The 16445-nt window shown below is 62.3% G+C and carries 18 protein-coding genes; 10 read left to right on the top strand and 8 right to left on the bottom strand.

Annotated features, from left to right (window positions below):
- Nucleotides 1-41 precede the first annotated feature (41 nt).
- The 6 genes from leuD to KBB96_RS18265 all read right to left on the bottom strand — a co-directional run bounded on the left by leuD (nt 42) and on the right by KBB96_RS18265 (nt 4306).
- Nucleotides 42-644: a 3-isopropylmalate dehydratase small subunit gene (gene leuD / locus KBB96_RS18290; protein WP_211630936.1), complete on the bottom strand. Its 603-nt coding sequence runs from the start codon at nt 642-644 to the stop codon at nt 42-44.
- A gap of 27 nt (nt 645-671) precedes the next feature.
- Nucleotides 672-1601 carry a TraB/GumN family protein gene (locus tag KBB96_RS18285; protein WP_211630935.1) on the bottom strand — a complete coding sequence of 310 codons (930 nt, stop codon included), beginning with the start codon at nt 1599-1601 and terminating at the stop codon, nt 672-674.
- Nucleotides 1602-1651: 50 nt separating this feature from the next.
- Nucleotides 1652-2170, bottom strand: a complete 519-nt coding sequence (locus KBB96_RS18280; protein ID WP_211630934.1) for a DUF2059 domain-containing protein — start codon at nt 2168-2170, stop codon at nt 1652-1654.
- A 30-nt stretch (nt 2171-2200) separates the two neighbouring features.
- Entirely contained in the window at nt 2201-3628 is a 1428-nt protein-coding gene (gene leuC / locus KBB96_RS18275; RefSeq protein WP_211630933.1) for a 3-isopropylmalate dehydratase large subunit, read from the bottom strand.
- 125 nt (nt 3629-3753) lie between these two features.
- Entirely contained in the window at nt 3754-3969 is a 216-nt protein-coding gene (locus KBB96_RS18270) for a hypothetical protein (protein ID WP_211630932.1), read from the bottom strand.
- A gap of 175 nt (nt 3970-4144) precedes the next feature.
- Nucleotides 4145-4306: a hypothetical protein gene (locus tag KBB96_RS18265; RefSeq protein WP_211630931.1), complete on the bottom strand. Its 162-nt coding sequence runs from the start codon at nt 4304-4306 to the stop codon at nt 4145-4147.
- Between the two features lie 426 nt (nt 4307-4732).
- Between KBB96_RS18265 and KBB96_RS18260 the strand changes: the two genes are divergently transcribed.
- The 3 genes from KBB96_RS18260 (at nt 4733) to KBB96_RS18250 (ending at nt 7865) form a co-directional block, all read left to right on the top strand.
- Nucleotides 4733-5734 carry an aspartate-semialdehyde dehydrogenase gene (locus KBB96_RS18260; RefSeq protein WP_211630930.1) on the top strand — a complete coding sequence of 334 codons (1002 nt, stop codon included), beginning with the start codon at nt 4733-4735 and terminating at the stop codon, nt 5732-5734.
- Between the two features lie 13 nt (nt 5735-5747).
- On the top strand, nt 5748-6629 hold the full coding sequence (locus KBB96_RS18255; RefSeq protein WP_226373581.1) for a polyprenyl synthetase family protein: 882 nt from the start codon (nt 5748-5750) through the stop codon (nt 6627-6629).
- A 612-nt stretch (nt 6630-7241) separates the two neighbouring features.
- Nucleotides 7242-7865, top strand: coding sequence for a hypothetical protein (locus KBB96_RS18250; RefSeq protein ID WP_211630929.1), 624 nt, complete (start codon nt 7242-7244; stop codon nt 7863-7865).
- A gap of 83 nt (nt 7866-7948) precedes the next feature.
- On the opposite strand, the gene KBB96_RS18245 is transcribed toward KBB96_RS18250, so the two are convergent.
- Nucleotides 7949-8224 (bottom strand): hypothetical protein, encoded by a 276-nt coding sequence (locus KBB96_RS18245; RefSeq protein WP_211630928.1) that lies wholly within the window; start codon nt 8222-8224, stop codon nt 7949-7951.
- A gap of 148 nt (nt 8225-8372) precedes the next feature.
- Between KBB96_RS18245 and KBB96_RS18240 the strand changes: the two genes are divergently transcribed.
- The 7 genes from KBB96_RS18240 to KBB96_RS18210 all read left to right on the top strand — a co-directional run bounded on the left by KBB96_RS18240 (nt 8373) and on the right by KBB96_RS18210 (nt 14464).
- Nucleotides 8373-8828 (top strand): hypothetical protein, encoded by a 456-nt coding sequence (locus KBB96_RS18240; protein ID WP_211630927.1) that lies wholly within the window; start codon nt 8373-8375, stop codon nt 8826-8828.
- 59 nt (nt 8829-8887) lie between these two features.
- A complete protein-coding gene (locus tag KBB96_RS18235; RefSeq protein ID WP_211630926.1) occupies nt 8888-9400 on the top strand; it encodes a YbjN domain-containing protein in 513 nt (170 codons plus the stop codon).
- A gap of 99 nt (nt 9401-9499) precedes the next feature.
- On the top strand, nt 9500-10459 hold the full coding sequence (locus tag KBB96_RS18230) for a homoserine kinase (protein ID WP_211630925.1): 960 nt from the start codon (nt 9500-9502) through the stop codon (nt 10457-10459).
- Between the two features lie 13 nt (nt 10460-10472).
- A complete protein-coding gene (gene thrC, locus KBB96_RS18225) occupies nt 10473-11768 on the top strand; it encodes a threonine synthase (protein ID WP_211630924.1) in 1296 nt (431 codons plus the stop codon).
- A gap of 337 nt (nt 11769-12105) precedes the next feature.
- On the top strand, nt 12106-12732 hold the full coding sequence (locus KBB96_RS18220; protein ID WP_211630923.1) for a hypothetical protein: 627 nt from the start codon (nt 12106-12108) through the stop codon (nt 12730-12732).
- Nucleotides 12733-12825: 93 nt separating this feature from the next.
- Nucleotides 12826-13620 carry a hypothetical protein gene (locus KBB96_RS18215; protein WP_211630922.1) on the top strand — a complete coding sequence of 265 codons (795 nt, stop codon included), beginning with the start codon at nt 12826-12828 and terminating at the stop codon, nt 13618-13620.
- 22 nt (nt 13621-13642) lie between these two features.
- Entirely contained in the window at nt 13643-14464 is an 822-nt protein-coding gene (locus KBB96_RS18210) for a hypothetical protein (RefSeq protein ID WP_211630921.1), read from the top strand.
- Nucleotides 14465-14557: 93 nt separating this feature from the next.
- Here KBB96_RS18210 and typA read toward each other — a convergent pair whose 3' ends face one another.
- Entirely contained in the window at nt 14558-16402 is a 1845-nt protein-coding gene (gene typA / locus KBB96_RS18205; protein ID WP_211630920.1) for a translational GTPase TypA, read from the bottom strand.
- Nucleotides 16403-16445 lie beyond the last annotated feature (43 nt).

Raw genomic sequence — 16445 nt, 5'->3', positions numbered from 1 at the left:
TTTTCGTGAGCCTTCGTGTCTTTCGTGGTTGCTTTCGAAGATCAAACGTACGGCAGCTCGGCAGCCTTGGCCGCGATCCTGCCTTCGTTGTCGAGCAGTTCCTGGATCGGGTCCCAGCGGCCGGAGACAAGCGCCTCGCGGGCGGAGTCCGGCATGACGACCGGGAAGTCCTGCCCGGCGCTGCTGCGCACGCGGAGGTTTTCCAGATCGATGGTCACTTGCACGGACGGATCGGCATTCACGGCGGCACTGAGGGCGGCGATGTCCTCGGCGGTGGCGACCACGCAGGGCATGGCGAGGCCGGTCGAGTTGCCGAAGAAGATTTCCGCGAAGGACTCGGCGATGACGGCCTTGAAGCCGTACTTGCTGAGCGACTGCGGCGCGTGCTCGCGGGAGGAGCCGCAACCGAAGTTCACGCCGGCGAGCAGGATGGTGGCGGCACGGAAGCGCTCGTCATTGAGCGGGTGATCGGTCTTCTCGCCGGTGTTCGGATCGAAGCGCACGTCATAGAACGCGAACTCGCCGAGGCCGTCGAAGGTGACGCACTTCATGAAGCGCGCCGGGATGATGCGGTCGGTGTCGATGTCAGCACCGGGAATGAAGACGGCGCGGCCGGTGACGGAGGTGACTTTCTCAAGTGCCATGGTGGGATCGGATCGGGATGAAAACGGTTATTCGGTGATGCGGGTAACGCGGTAGCCCTTCGCGGTGAGCAGCTCGACGATGCTGTCCTTCCCGAGGTAGTGGGCCGTGCCTGCGGCGAAGAAATGGGATTGCCCGGGCTTGGCGGCGAGAAGGCCGGCCATGGTCTCGGACATGGTGATGTTGCGATCGTGGAGGATGCGCTTCAGCAGACGCTCGCCGAGTTCCTTGTGCTCGCCTTCCTCCATGTCGGAGAGCTGGCGGTCCACCTCGGCTTCGAGCTTGGCATCATCACCGGAAATGTATGCCGCGATGAGAACATCGACGGGATCGGAGCCTTTCTTCCGGCCTTCCTCCATCTGGCGCAGGGTTTCGGAGAGCAGAATGACCTGCTCGCCCTCGCTGAGTTCATCGAAGATCGAGAGCTGGTCTTCGGGCTTCTCGATGGCGGCGGTCTGCTTGCCCGCATTCGTGGCACGTTCCCAGACCAAGGCATCCAGAGCCTTGCCTCCGGTGAGCTGGGAACGCAGCACCGGGATCACGGTAGCGGCGGTCCAGGTCTTCAGCGGCTGGAGGGGTGTGACATCGAGCCCGGGCTTGATGGCGCGCAGTTCCTCCTCGATCTGGCGGGTGAGCTGCTTGCCGATCGCCTCGGTGAGCGTCTTGCCATCGGTGCGGAGCACGGCGGCGGACGCGGCCACCTGCGAGGCGGGATCCATCGGCACTTCCGTGTAAACGATCCCGGCGCAGTTGAAGGCGCGGACCGTGGCCGGATGGAAGGTGGTCACCACCTTGTTGCCGACATGCAGCGTGCCGAAGAGGAAGGACGGCTTCGCCAGATCCTTGCCGTCGATCCGCCACAGCATCGGCTTGACCGGGCAGGCGGGCTCCTCCGTGCGGGCAAGGCCCGGCAGCGCGATCGTGATCGCGAGCCAAGTGATGCGGAGGAGAGAGTTCATCGGGTGTCCTGGTTACGGGAACGGAAACCGCCAGGAGGACCGTGGGTGATTCACGGTTCCTTCTTTTCTTCCTTCTTTTCCTTTCCGGCGGCAGGCACCAAGTCCTTCTTGTACTTGGTGAGGATCCTTTGAAGGTCTGCTTGGAAATCCGCTGAGTTCTTCTTCGCGTATTCCTGGGCGTATTTGCCAGCCTCGGCTTTGACTTCAGGGAAAACCTGAAGGGATTTCTGGCCCAGGGGACTGCCATAGAACCGTGTCAGCTCCTCCAGTTCCTCGGCCGAAAACCGCTGCTCGTAGAATTTCGCGAGATCTTTGCGCAGCTGGGGATCACCGAGCCCCTTCTTGAAAAAGGCGTCCGCCGCGTCGCTGATCTCCTGGATCCCCTCGGGCGGCAAACCCATGCCCTTGAATTTTTCGAGCGCGGGTTTGAACGAGGCCTTGGCCGCAGCCAAGCCCGTGGAGTCGAAATTCATCAATTCCAACAGCTTTTCAGCCGGTGTCTTGTCCTCGGCGCGAACCGGTGCGGACACCAAAAGCGCGAGGGGCACGATCAAGGAAGCGAGCTTCATAGCTGTGGGGAATTGAATCGGAGCCGGTGTTCAAGCCACGGCCTCTTCCAGCGCGATGCCGAACACCTCGCGGGCGTCCGCCACCGAACCGGCGATCGCCGCAGCGGCAACCATGACCGGAGACATAAGGATGGTGCGGCCGGTCGGGGAGCCCTGGCGGCCTTTGAAATTGCGGTTCGAGGAGGAGGCGCAGAGCTGGTCGCCCACGAGCTTGTCCGGGTTCATGGCCAGACACATCGAGCAACCGGCGGCGCGCCATTCGAAGCCCGCCTCGCGGAAAATCTGGTCGATGCCTTCCTTCTCACAAAGAACGGCCACGATCTGCGAGCCCGGCACGGCGATGGCCTTCACGCCCTCGGCCACGCGATGGCCCTTGATGTAACGGGCGACCTCGCGGAAATCGGAGACGCGGCCGTTGGTGCAGGAGCCGATGAAGGCGACGTCGATCTTCACGCCCTTGATCGGGGTGCCCGCAGGCAGCTTCATGTATTCCAGAGCTTCGGAAATCGACTGCCTCTCCAGCACGTTCGCGGCCAGTGCGGGGTCCGGGATGCTTTCGGAAACGGCAATGCCGTGGTCCGGAGAGATGCCCCAGGTGACGGTCGGCTCGATGTCCCCGGCGTTGATGACCAGCACGTCGTCGTAATGGGCATCCGCATCAGAGGCGAAGGATTTCCAGCGCTCCACGGCTGCATCCCATTCCGCGCCCTGCGGCACATACGGGCGGCCCTTGAGATACTCGAAGGTGGTCTCATCCGGATTGACGTAGCCGCAGCGGGCGCCGCCCTCGATGGCCATGTTGCAGACGGTCATGCGCTCCTCGAGCGTCATGCGGTCGAACACATCGCCGGCATATTCATAGGCGTAACCGATGCCGCCCTTCGCACCCAGCAGGCGGATGATGTGGAGGGTCACGTCCTTGGCATACACGCCCGGGCGCAGCCCGCCATTCACCTCGATGCGGCGCACCTTGAGCGGCTCCATGGCCAGCGTCTGGGTGGCCAGCACGTCACGCACCTGGGTGGTGCCGATGCCGAAGGCGATCGCACCGAAAGCACCATGGGTGGCGGTGTGGGAATCGCCGCAGGCGATCGTGGTGCCCGGCTGGGTGATGCCCTGCTCCGGTCCCACCACGTGGACGATGCCCTGCTTGCCGGACTTGAGATCGAAATAGGTGACGCCGAAATCCTCGCAGTTCTGTTGGAGGGCATCCATCATCTCCGCCGCCAGCGGATCGCTCGGAGCGTCCTGGTGCTCGGTCGGGACGATGTGGTCCACGGTGGCGAAGGTACGGTTCGGGAATTTCACCGTCAGCCCGAGATCGCGCAGCATCCCGAAGGCCTGCGGGGAAGTGACCTCGTGAATAAGGTGGGTTCCGATGAACAACTGCGTGCGACCGTCGGCCAACGTGCCCACGGCGTGGGCATCCCAAACTTTCTGATACAGACTCTTGCCCATGGCTGGAAAACGCCCTCTGGCGGGGAGGCGAAGCTGCACCTCCCTCCGGGAAATGTCAAAGCCGCATCCCGGCTGGGAATGCGGCCTGTTCTAGAACAAAGGTCTTAGTCCCAACCGGGAAAAGTTCAGATCCCCCCCATTCGGAGCGCTCCGACCACAGCGACAGCGACAACCGCCACCACGGAAACGGAGAGAACGAGCTTGAACCAAAATTTGACCGATGCCCCTTCCTTATCACCGACCCAGTCCTCCCAGGAGTTCTCCTCGCGGTGGGTGGAGCGGTGATAATGGCGCATGGCGCGGAACCGCGCTTCATCGTTGGAGGGGAAGGAACGTTTCATGGGGGGAAACGGGACTCTCGGGAAACCGATCAGTGCATGATGCACAAAATCGGCCACGATTTGTCAACCTCGTGACTTCTTCTTTACGGAAATTTTACAAAAAAAAGCCCTCCGCCCGGATCAGGCGGAAGGCTTTGTAAAATTGGCGTCGAAAGCGCGGGTGGCGCCTTCCAGCTTACTTGGTCGGGATGATTTCGTGCTGCGGAGCGGCGGCAGGCAGTTCCTGGAACTGCGGCAGCTTCCGGAGCTTCGGAGCCTTGGCTTCGCTGGTGCAGCAGCAGGAGGAGGCGAAAAGCGCGACGAGGGAAGCGCCCGACACAAGGAGAATACGAATCATGGGTTCTGAATAAAGGGAGTGGGTTTGGGTCTGTCCACAGAAAAACCGGGGCAGGCTGGATTCGCAACCTACCCCGGAAATCTGAGGGGAGCGGTCAGAGCCCGCTCCCGGCTCGCCGGACCATTACTTGGTCGGCTGGACGTAGGTCTGGGTCGGAGCCGGCTTGCTGTGGCAGCAGGAAGCGGAGAGCAGGGTGCCAGCGGCAGCAGCGGCGAGGGCGGCGATTTTGAGGAGTTTCATCTGTTTATCGGTTGAGTTGGTTTGGACACCCCGGAGCAAGAGCCCAAAGGCAATCTGACTCTAACCGTACTCCCTTCTGGCGCAAGGAGAATTCCGTTAGTGAAGGGCTCCGGAGGATTCGATTGCCAGACGCCGGAAAGGCTCTAGACTCCCGCGCCCCGGGCGCGTCGCCCGGACCCTTTGACCATGAATGCGGAACCCCACGTGGCCATCGTCGGCGCCACCGGCGCTGTCGGCGAAGAAATGTTGCTCTGTCTCGAACAGCGGAATTTCCCGGTCGGAAAACTGACCCTGCTCGCCTCCGCCCGTTCCGCTGGCAAACGCATTCCTTTCCGCGGCCAGGACATCATTGTCCAGGAGCTGACCCACGACTCCTTCGCCGGTGTGGACATCGCGCTGTTCAGCGCCGGTGGCGGCATCTCGCTGGAGTTCGGTCCCTCCGCCGCTGCGGCGGGTGCCGTGGTGATCGACAATTCCTCCGCCTTCCGCATGGACCCGGGCGTGCCGCTCGTCGTGCCGGAAATCAATCCCGAGGCCGCGAAGAACCGCCCGAAGGGCATCATCGCGAACCCGAACTGCACCACCATCATCTCGCTGATGGCGCTCGCGCCGCTGCACGAGCAGTTCGGCCTGAAGTCGATCATCGCCTCCAGCTACCAGGCCGTTTCCGGCTCGGGCGCGCAGGGCATCGTCGAGCTTGAGGAACAGGTGAAGGCCATCGCCACCGGCGGTGAGTTCACCCCGCGCGTCTATCCGCGCCAGATCGCCTTCAACGTGATCCCGCAGGTCGATTCCTTCACGGAGAACGGCTATACCAAGGAAGAGCTCAAGATGCTCAACGAGGGTCGCAAGATCCTCGGCCATGACGATCTGAAGGTTTCCTGCACCTGCGTGCGCGTGCCGGTCTATCGCTCGCACTCGGTGTCCATCACCGCCGTCTTCGACAAGCCGATCACCCCGGAGGCCGCGCGTGCCGCCTATGCGGGCAAGCCCGGCGTGCATGTCGTGGATGATCCGGCGAACAAGCTCTTCCCGGTGCCGCTCGACACCACCGGCAAGGACGACTGCCTCGTCGGCCGCATCCGCCAGAACCTCGTCCTCGACAACGCCCTCGACCTCTGGGTGGTCGGCGACCAGGTCCGCAAGGGTGCCGCTCTCAACGCCGTGCAGATCGCTGAAATCCTCTGAACGCGCCCGCGCCGTGGAACTCAAACCCTACCTCGCCGCCCGCGCCAAGGAAGTCGATGCCGCGCTCGACCAATTCCTGCCGAAGAAAACCGCCGCGCCCGGAACCATCCACGCGGCGATGCGCTACACCGTCTTCGCCGGCGGCAAGCGCCTGCGCCCGATCCTAGCCCTTGCCGCTGCGGAAGCCTGCGGCGGCAAGGCGGAGGACGCCATCGCCCCGGCCTGTGCCGTGGAGGTCCTGCATACCTACTCGCTGGTTCACGACGACCTGCCGTGCATGGACGACGATGACCTGCGACGCGGCCGCCCGACCTGCCACAAGGTCTATGGCGAGGGCATGGCCGTGCTCACCGGGGATGCGCTGCTCACCGAGGCCTTCTACATCCTAGCCCAAACCCCAGCGTCCGATCGCTACGGAGTGCGCCACTACGTGGCCGAACTCGCACTGACCGGCGGCTCCCGCCACCTCATCGGCGGCCAGGTGCTCGACCTCGAAGGCGAGGGCCAGAAGCCGTCCAAGGCGCGCTTGCTGAAGATCCACGAGGCCAAGACAGCGGCCTTGCTCACGACCTCGCTGCGGCTCGGTGCGATGACCGCCAATGCCACGCCAAAGCAACTGGAAGCGCTCACCACCTTCGGCCACGCCCTCGGTCTGGCCTTCCAGGTGATCGATGACATTCTCGACGTGACCCAGTCCACCGAAGTCCTCGGCAAGACGGCAGGCAAGGACGCGGAAGCAGCCAAGACCACCTACCCCGCTCTCTTCGGTCTGGCGAAATCCCGCAAGGAAGCCGCGCGCCTGACCAAGGAAGCACTCGATGCCCTCAAGCCCTTTGGCAAAAAGGGCGAACGCCTCGCCGAGATCGCGCACTACCTGCTGGACCGGGAGTATTGATCCGCTCCGCCGATGAACGCTCCATCGCCATCTCACAATGAAGGTGGTTCGTCGTCACTCTTATCACAGCATGGGCCGCTGTTGCGGTGTTGGATGGTTTCCTGACGCGGAGCCTCATGGTGCCGGCCGCCTGCCATCTGCCGGCCTCGCGATAGGTCTTTCGTGCCGGGGATTCATGAGCCACGTTTCTTCCCCCACGCCACCGCTTTGTCGCGGGCTGCGCTTTCGGATGGCTGGCTTGAGGCACGCTGCCTAACCGACCGCTGGTCACCCGACGCACGGGAAGCCGGGCGCATTTTTTTTGAGGGGCATTGGCAACAAGCTCCGGCCTGCAATCGCTTGGCATTTTGCACCATCGCAACGGTGGCTCCACATATCTTCCGGAACTTGAATCTGTTAGATTGTTTCAAACAGATGCACCCGGCTGGCATCAATTTCGGCCACTACGTAAAATCACTTAATTCATTGATCATCAAATGATTCCATCTCTCGCAAACCATCAAAATTTCCCGTTGATCAATTTTATCTAACAGATACAGGGGGCCTGCTGAATCCCTACACCCGGAGGTGCGATCATGCTGTTAGACGCATCTCCGGAAGCCCCTTGACCCTATGAAATTGACACCCGCCATGGCGTGCGCGGCCGCCGCCATCCTGCCCTTGCTTGCCTGTTCCTCCGCCTCCGGAGCCACCTACTGGGTGGATGGAGTGCTCGACGCCCCTCCGACCTATCTCAGCAATCCCGGCCCGGTCACCGACCAGACCAACAACACCGGCTGGAACGGAGTGGCTCTGGACGAGGGCCAGACTCTCACGCTGACCTGGAGCACCGCACTCTTCGATGACGGTACCGGCCAGATCCTCGTGGACTCCACTTTGAGGATTTTTCCGGACCTTCCAGGCTCCGGATTCGATGTCCGGCTCCTCCTGTCGGACGGCTCATACACCGACACGCTGACCATCGACGCCACCGCCGCCGTGAGAACGCTCGACATTCAGGCGAGGAAATATGTCTCGAGACAAACCTTCGATATCACGGATCTCTACTCCGGGCCTCTCGCCATCAAGGGCATCGAGTTCACCAACCTGAACCCCAATGGCACAACAAACGATCCCTTTTCACTCCTCTCCGTGCGCTCGACCGTACCGGCCGAACCTGTTCCGGAACCATCCGGCAGCCTGCTGGCGCTCGGCGGCGGCATGCTGCTGCTGGGACGTCGCCGCAGGACCTGCTGATCAGCCGAACCGCCTCTGAAACGAAAAAAGCCGCTGGTTCGCACCGGCGGCTTTTTTGAAATCGGATTCGGACGGAACCGGGATCAGGCGAGGGTGCCCTGCTCCTTGGAGTCGTCCTTCTTGTGCTTGTCGCAAGCGAGGGTGCCCTGCTCCTTGGAGTCATCCTTCTTGTGCTTGTCGCAGGCGAGGGTGCCCTGCTCCTTCTTCTCTTCGCCTTTCTTGCACTTGTCGCAATCGCCGGCGAGGACGGTGCCTTGCTCCTTCTTCTCTTCACCCTTCTTGCACTTGTCACAATCGGCGCCAGCGAAAGCCGGAGCGGAGAAAAGGGCGGCGAAGAGAGCGGTGTAGAACAGTTTCATATAATGAGGTAGTGGTTCGGGTTATAGTGATCCTGGCGGCTGGACCACCTCTGTGAAACACCACAGACCCCGATTATTCCCTAAAAATTTCATTTTCCGGCGAAATAATTTTCCAACCGCCGCCCCGCACCGCCAAAACTCCGCCTGCATGCCGGTCGCCGAGTCCCACAAGGAACTGCGCTTCACCCGCGCCCGGCAGGGGGCGGGCTTCGCCGTAGCCGCAGGCATGTTGGCGATGACCGCACTGGTGTTTTTCCTGCTGGCCCCTTACCGGGCGGACAATCCGGAGCTGCCGCACCCCGCCTGGGGCTTGCTGCCGCTGGCCGTGGCGCTGGCCTCCGGGTGGACCGCCGCCCGCTGCATCCGCCATGCCTACCTGCTGCTCAGCCCCATCGGGATCGAGATTTTCCCGTTTTTCCGTCCGTCCACCGGCCTGAACGTGATCCCGTGGGCGCAGATCGCGGCGGTGGAGATCGACGATTCCCGGCTGACCCTTCATTTCACCGCGGAAAAAACCGCCGGGGTCCACCTCGCGCTCGCCCCGATCCCCCGTGACAAGCGGCGGCTGCTGATCGCCGCCATGGAGGGCCGGTTCTCGAAATAAGGAGGCTTTTCCGGACCTCTTCTCTTGATTCCCGCCCCCGCTCCCCTACCTCTCCCGCCATGCGCCCGCCCTCGCTCCAGATCCAATCCGTGGAAGACACCTTCGGCCGCAATGGCTGGCACTGCGAGCTGGTGGAAGGCCGCGACGTGCTCCGCGCCGTCTTCGACGCCCACCACACCCGCGTGGAACTCCACGCCCAGTCCTACCCGCAGCTCAACGCCCTCGTGGTGGTGGCGGAGGGGCCATTGTCCCCCTCCGAGGAGCATCTGCAGCCGGTGCTGGAACTGCTGGCGCGGGCGAACAAGCAGCTCACGCTCGGCGGCTTCGAGTTCGATCTGGACCGCGAAAAGCTCGTTTTCCGCATCACCAACCTCTTCGAGCGCGAAAAATACGACCCGGACATCGTCAGTTCCATGGTCCACTGCGCCGTGGCGGAGCTGGACCGGATCACTCCCTACAGCCAGATCGTGGTCCGCACCCCGGAAGACCTGCTGGATGACCTCGATCTGGAGCGCCTGCTGATGCGCGAGGACGTGATCCCTCCCGTGCCGGGCGACGAGGACGATTTTTGAGACAGCCTGAGCTTCGCCCATCTAGAACATTCGTTCTAGAAACGGGCAAATTGCGAGGTTGGCCGGTAGGGGGTGGATGTGCACACTCCCGGCCCGCTCATGAGCTCTTCCCAAGAAATCCGTGTCTTCGCCCCCGCTACGGTGGCGAACGTCGCCTGCGGTTATGACGTCCTTGGCTTCGCCATCGACGCCCCCGGCGACGAGGTAGTGGTCCGTTTCTGCGACAAACCCGGCCTGCACATTACCAAGATCACCGGCGACAACGGCAAGCTTCCGAAAAATCCGGCCCAGAACACCGCTGGTGTGGCCGCGCTGGACCTTCTCAAGCACCTCGGCATGACCGACCGCGGCATCGAGATGGAAATCCACAAGAAGATGCCATTCGGCTCCGGCCTCGGCTCCTCCGCCGCCTCCGCCGTGGCCGGTGCCTACGCCGTGAACAAGCTCATCGGCGAACCGCTCACCAAGAAACAGCTCCTGCCCTTCGCGATGGCCGGTGAAGCCTCCGCCGACGGCGCGTGGCACGCCGACAACGTCGGCCCCTGCCTGCTCGGCGGCATCGTTTTCATCCGCTCGAACGACGAGCTGGATGTGGCGCAGATCCCCGCACCGAAGAATCTCTGGGCCGCCGTGGTCCACCCGGACATCGAGATCCTCACCAAAGTCGCCCGCGAGATCCTGCCGAAGGAGATCCCGCTGGAAAACGCCACCCAGCAGATCGGCAACCTCGGCGGCCTGCTCTGCGGCCTGATCCAGGAAGACTACGGTCTCATTGCCCGCTCGATCCACGATGTGATCGCCGAGCCGCGCCGCCAGAAGCTGATCCCGGATTTCTACAAGGCGAAGCGCGCGGCCATGGGAGCCGGTGCGCTCGGTTTCTCCATCTCCGGTGCCGGTCCGTCCGTCTTCGCCCTGTGCGAGGGCAAGGAAAGCGCCCGCAAAGTGGTGGAGGCGATCTCCAAGGTGTTCTCAGCCGTGCCGCTCGGCAACCAGGCCTACATCTCGAAGATCAATCCGCACGGCGTCCACGTCATCGGCGAAAAGGACGCGAAGCACTGACCCTGCCACCGCCGTGCTCTACCACTCCACGAACAAGCAGGTTGCGCCCGTCGATCTGAAGGAAGCAATCCTGCGGTCCCTGCCTGCGGACAACGGCCTCTACATGCCGGAGATCCTGCCGGTGCTCCCGGCGGAGTTCTGGCAGATCTGGCGCCATCTCAGCATCCAGGAGATCGGCTTCGCGATTGCGGAGGCGTTCTTCGGCGAGGATGTGCCCGCTGCCGCACTGCGTGAGATTGTGGAGGGTACGCTGTCCTTTCCCGCTCCGGTGGAAGGCATCGCTCCCGGCGATCACATCCTCGAGCTCTTCCATGGCCCCACGCTCGCCTTCAAGGATTTCGGCGCGCGTTTCATGGCCCGCCTGATGGCGTGGCTGGTGCGCGGCGACAACCGCGAGCTGACCGTGCTGGTCGCCACCTCCGGCGATACCGGTGGCGCGGTGGCCTCCGCGTTCCATCGCGTGCCCGGCACCCGCGTGATCATCCTGTATCCGAAGGGCAAGGTGTCCGGTCTTCAGGAAAAGCAGCTCACCACCCTCGGCGACAACATCACCGCGCTGGAAATCGATGGCACCTTCGATGACTGCCAGCGCCTGGTGAAGTCCGCCTTCCTCGATCGCGAGCTTTCCGAATCGCTGAACCTCACCTCCGCGAACTCGATCAACCTCGCTCGCCTGGTTCCGCAGAGCTTCTACTACTTCGAAGCCGCGCGCTCGCTGCCGGAGGGCGTGAAGCCGGTGTTCGTGGTGCCGTCCGGAAACTTCGGCAATCTCACGGCAGGCTTGCTCGCGGTGCAGCTCGGTCTGCCGGTCGAGCATTTCGTCGCCGCCACCAATGCGAACGACGTGGTGCCGCAGTATCTCAAGAGCGGCGACTACCAACCGCGTCCGAGCGTCGCCACCATCTCGAATGCGATGGATGTGGGCGCGCCTTCGAACTTCGCACGCATGCAGGCGCTCTTCGGCGGCTCGTGGGAAGCGATGCGCGGCAAGATCAGCGGCTACTCCTTCACCGATGACCAGACCCGCGCCGCCATGCGCACGGTGAAAGCCACGCTCGGCTACGATCTCGATCCTCACGCCGCCGTCGGCTGGCTGGCCGCCCAGAAGTGGCGCGCCGCTCATCCCGGCACCGCGACCATCACGCTCGGCACCGCACATCCGGCGAAGTTCCTCGACGTGATGGAAGAGGAGCTCGGCAAGGATGTCGTGGAGATCCCCGAACGCCTCGCCATCCTCGCCGACCGCGAGAAGGTCGCCATCCAAATGGCCGCCGATGAAGAGGCCTTCAAGGCGTGGTTGAAGAGGTAGCGCAAGCATTCCTGCTTGCGAGCGGGGACGGCGCGCTATCGCCCAAGAGCATGAACCGGATCAGACCGGAATTTGCAAATCCCTCCGGCGATGAGCCGCCCACACTCACAAGCAGGAATGCTTGTGCTACGTTCCGCTGTCGCGTGAAGGCGGCGTGAAGAATTCGCGAACATCCATTGATTCCTTCCGCGACGCATGGGGCCGGGTTACGATCACCGAATCCATGGACCCGGCTTCGTATCCACCGCTTGATCCTATCGAAGATCGTCAACGCTCCACTCGTTCGGCGACACGATGGTTGACGAACATCGTGATCGGGTTGGGAATTTTTCTCGGCTTGGCATTCATCCTCTCTCCGCAGGTTATCACATGTAGGAAGAAACCGGCCAGTACCCAGGCTCTCAGCAACGCCCGCCAGATCGGACTCGCACTTTTCGATTTCGATGCGGATTACGGTCGGTTTCCGGACTCCTCGACGATCGCGGCCGTCAAAGCGACAACCGGTTCCACCTGGGATCTGAAGGCCGCCACGTCGAACGATCTGTTCAAGCAAATCATTGTCAGTGGCATCACCACCTCGGAAGAAATCTTCTACGCGAAAGTCCCCGGCACACGGAAACCGGACAATGTGATCTCCGATGAAACCAAAACCCTCGCACTAGGAGAATGCGGCTTCACCTACATCGCGGGCGCATCCAGCAAGTGCGCCCCAGCCCGGCCTCTTGTGGTGACACCTCTCATTCCGGGAACTCTGAAGGCGGATCCCAAGCCATTCGACGGCAAAGCCATCGTTCTCCGCGCGGACAATTCGGCGTTCAGCTATCAGATCGCTCCGGACGGCAGAATCATCGTCCCCGGCGGAAAGGATCTATTCGATCCCTCGCAGCCCTATTGGGAAGGCGCGCCGCCCGATGTAAAGTGGCCGACTCTCCGGGACCAGAAATCTCCCGTCGAAAAGAAATAAGCAATGCGCATGGACCCTGGAACATTGCCCCAACCACCGCCCGGCATCCCCGCGCCTCCTCCCGGGGTGGAGGCATTGCGCTCGCGACGCTGGATGAAGAGAATCGCTTTGCTGGGCATCGGTTCGCTGGTGCTTCTGTTTGTCAGCCTCCACTTCTTTGCTCCTTACGTGTTGTATGGGGCCAAGAAAGCATCCGGCACACAGGCCGTCAGCAATGCACGCTCGATCGGACTCGCGCTCTTCGATTTCGATTCGGACTACGGCCGGTTTCCGGACGCCTCGACGATCGCCGCCGTCAAAGCGGTAACCGATTCCACTTGGGATCTGAAAGACCGGACGTCGAACGATTTATTCAAGCAGATCATTGTCAGCGGCATCACCACCTCGGAGGAGATCTTCTACGCAAAGGCCTCCGGCGCGCGGAAACCCGACAGTGTGATCGTCACCGAAGACAGAACCCTGGCACAGGGCGAATGTGGATTCGCCTACATAGCAGGTGCGGCCACCAAGTGTGACCCGATGCGCCCGTTGGCCGTCACCCCTCTCATCCCGGGAACATTCAAATTCGATCCGAAACCATTCGATGGCAGAGCGATCATCTTGCGCGCCGACAATTCCGCCGCCAGTTACATCATCCGAAAAGACGGCACGGTGATCGCACCGGGAGGAAAGGATCTCTTCGATCCGTCACAGCCCTATTGGAGAGGAGCGCCTCCCGATGTAAAGTGGGCGGACCTGCCGGTTCCTCCCGCATCCATCGCATCCCCGCAATGGATGACGTGGGTGGTGCCGGCATCGATCGCGACGGCAGTCATGATACTGATCCTATCCATCATGCGGGGACGGAAGATGCTGCTGAAAAAGTATCCATCGGCGTTCACCGAATGAACAACCGTTGATCCAACAAATCATGCCCACGATTTCTCCGCCAGGACTCACGCCGAAACAAGCGAAGCTAGCCAAGCTAAACCGGCGACTGGCGGTTGGATCCCTGTTGCTGCTGATCCTGCCATTCGTTGCAATGGAGCTGACCTCCATCCCGTCTCGCCAGAGGCATGCCCAGTTGCAGGCTCTTGAAAACACCTTGGCGAATGGCCGCCGGATCTGGTTTGCGCTGGAAAAGTTCCGGAAGACCTATGGCCGCTATCCCGATGCCACCACTGCGGCGATGGTGAAGGAGCGCACCGGCAGCACTTGGAACCTCAAGGCCGATACCGCGAATGACGTGTTCCGCCAACTGATCGCAGCGGGAGTAGTCGATTCCGAATTGATCTTCCAAGCCCTCGGCCAAGGCATGCACAAACCCGATGGCAGGATGAAAGCCGAGGCCGAAGCCCTTCAGCCGGGTGAATGTGGCTTCGCCTACATCGATGGGCCATCGTCAGGCAACACTGGCCGCCCCATGGTGGTTGCTCCCCTCATCCATGGCACCCATCGATTTGATCGATCCATCTGGGACGGCTTGGCCGTGGTGGTGAGGGGCGATGGCAGCGCCGTGCATAATCGGCTCCGTCCGGATGGAACTTGGTCCGGACCTGACGGACTGGATCTATGTGATCCGATCTTATGGGACGGGCAAACGGCAGTAGTGAAATGGCCGGACTCACGGCGTCCATCGTGGTTTCAGCGATATGGAGGTTGGAGCATTACCGCTTCGGTGACCGTCATCGTGGTGGGATTCCTAACCATCTATATCGCGCGGAAGCATCGGAAATTCCCACCCGGCGCGTGAATCTTCCCAGCCCGAAGTCTTACGACATCGGCTACAAAAAAAGGCGGACCGTTGCCGGTCCGCCTTTCAGATAAATAGATCGCGTGATGAGGATCAACCGCGGTTCGAGCGGTCCTCGTAGCCTGGGCCCTTGGCGGCACGCTTGCGGGCGTTGGCATCAAGGATGCGCTTGCGCAGGCGGATGTTCTGCGGGGTGGCTTCCACCAGTTCATCGGAGTCGATGTATTCAATCGCGCGCTCGAGCGAGAAGCGGATCGGCGGGGACAGCTTGGAGGTCTTGTCCTTGCCGGAGGAGCGCATGTTGTCGAGGTGCTTCTCCTTCACCGGGTTCACCGGCAGATCGCCCACGCGCGGGTTCTCGCCGACGAGCATGCCGCCGTAGATGGCGTCGCCCGGACCGACGAAGAGGATGCCGCGGTCTTCCAGCGCCTGCAGCGAGTAGGTGGTGGCGGCACCGGCGTCCATGGAGACGAGCGTGCCCGTGGTGCGGGTCACGATCTCACCGGCGTACGGCGCGTATTCCTTGAAGAGGTGGGACATGATGCCGTGGCCGGAGGTCAGGTTGACCAACTCGGTTTCGAAACCGATCAGACCGCGGGTCGGGATCACCGCCTGGATGAAGGTGCGGCCGCTGGCCTCGGTGTCCATGTTCTCGAGGATGCCCTTGCGGTTGGCGATGCCCTTGAGGATACCCTGCGAGTATTCGCCCGGGGCTTCCACGTAGAGGGTTTCGAACGGCTCGAGGAGCGTGCCGTCCTCGCTGCGGCGGTTGATCACCGTCGGGCGGGAGACGAGCACCTCGAAGCCCTCGCGGCGCATCGTTTCCACGAGCACGGCGATCTGCATGGCGCCACGCGCAGAGACGCTGAACACGCCGGCCTGGTCGGTATCCTCCACCTGGATGGAGATGTTCGTCTTCAGCTCGTGCATCAGGCGGTCGCGGATGGCGCGGGAGGTCACGTGCTTGCCTTCCTTGCCGGCGAGCGGGCCGTCGTTGATCGAGAACTGCATCGACACGGTCGGTGGGTCGATTTCCACAAACGGCAGGGCTTCCATGTCGGGGCTGCCGACGAGGGTTTCACCGATGTCGATGCCATCAATACCGGCGGCGACGCCGACGATGCCACCGGCGCTACAACCTTCGGAGTCGGTGGTGGCAAGGCCCGAGTAGGTGAAGGTCTTCATGACCTTGGACTTCACCTTGGAGCCGTCCTTGCGGATGAGCCAGACGTCGTCACCCTTCTTGACGCTGCCGCCGAGCACCTTGCCGACCGCGACGCGGCCGACGAAATTGTCCCACTCGATGTTCGAGACGAGCATGGAGAACGGAGCTTCCGGATCGGCCTTCGGCTCGGGGATGTACTTGACGATCTTCTTGAGCAGCGGCGTGCAGTCCACCTTCTCATCGTCCGGGGAGTCCATGAAGTAACCGTCGCGGGCGGAGCCGTAGGCGAAGGGCGCGTTGAACTGGTCTTCGGTCGCGTCGAGATCGAGGAAGAGTTCCAGCACCTGGTCGTGCACCTTCTTCGGATCGGCGAGCGGGCGGTCGATCTTGTTGATGACCACGATCGGCTTGAGGCCTTCCGCGAGAGCCTTGCGCAGCACGAAGCGGGTTTGGGCCTGCGGACCGCCGAAGGCGTCCACCACCAGCAGCACACCGTCCACCATCTTCATCACGCGCTCCACCTCGGCGCCGAAGTCGGCGTGGCCCGGGGTGTCCACGATGTTGATCGTGTAGCCTTCCCAATGGACCGCGGTGTTCTTGGCCTTGATGGTGATGCCTTTTTCACGCTCGAGGTCCATGGAGTCCATGGCGCGCTCCTGCACGGCCTGGTTTTCACGGTAGGTGCCGCCGGCTTGGAGAAGCTGGTCGACGAGGGTGGTTTTGCCGTGGTCAACGTGGGCGATGATGGCGAGGTTGCGGATCTTGAGCGACATAAGCGGGTTACAGTGGCGGTGAGGGCGGGGCGCTATGCCCGGT

Source organism: Luteolibacter ambystomatis, assembly GCF_018137965.1.
Classification (GTDB): domain Bacteria; phylum Verrucomicrobiota; class Verrucomicrobiia; order Verrucomicrobiales; family Akkermansiaceae; genus Luteolibacter; species Luteolibacter ambystomatis.
This window is presented reverse-complemented; position numbering and strand designations above follow the sequence as displayed.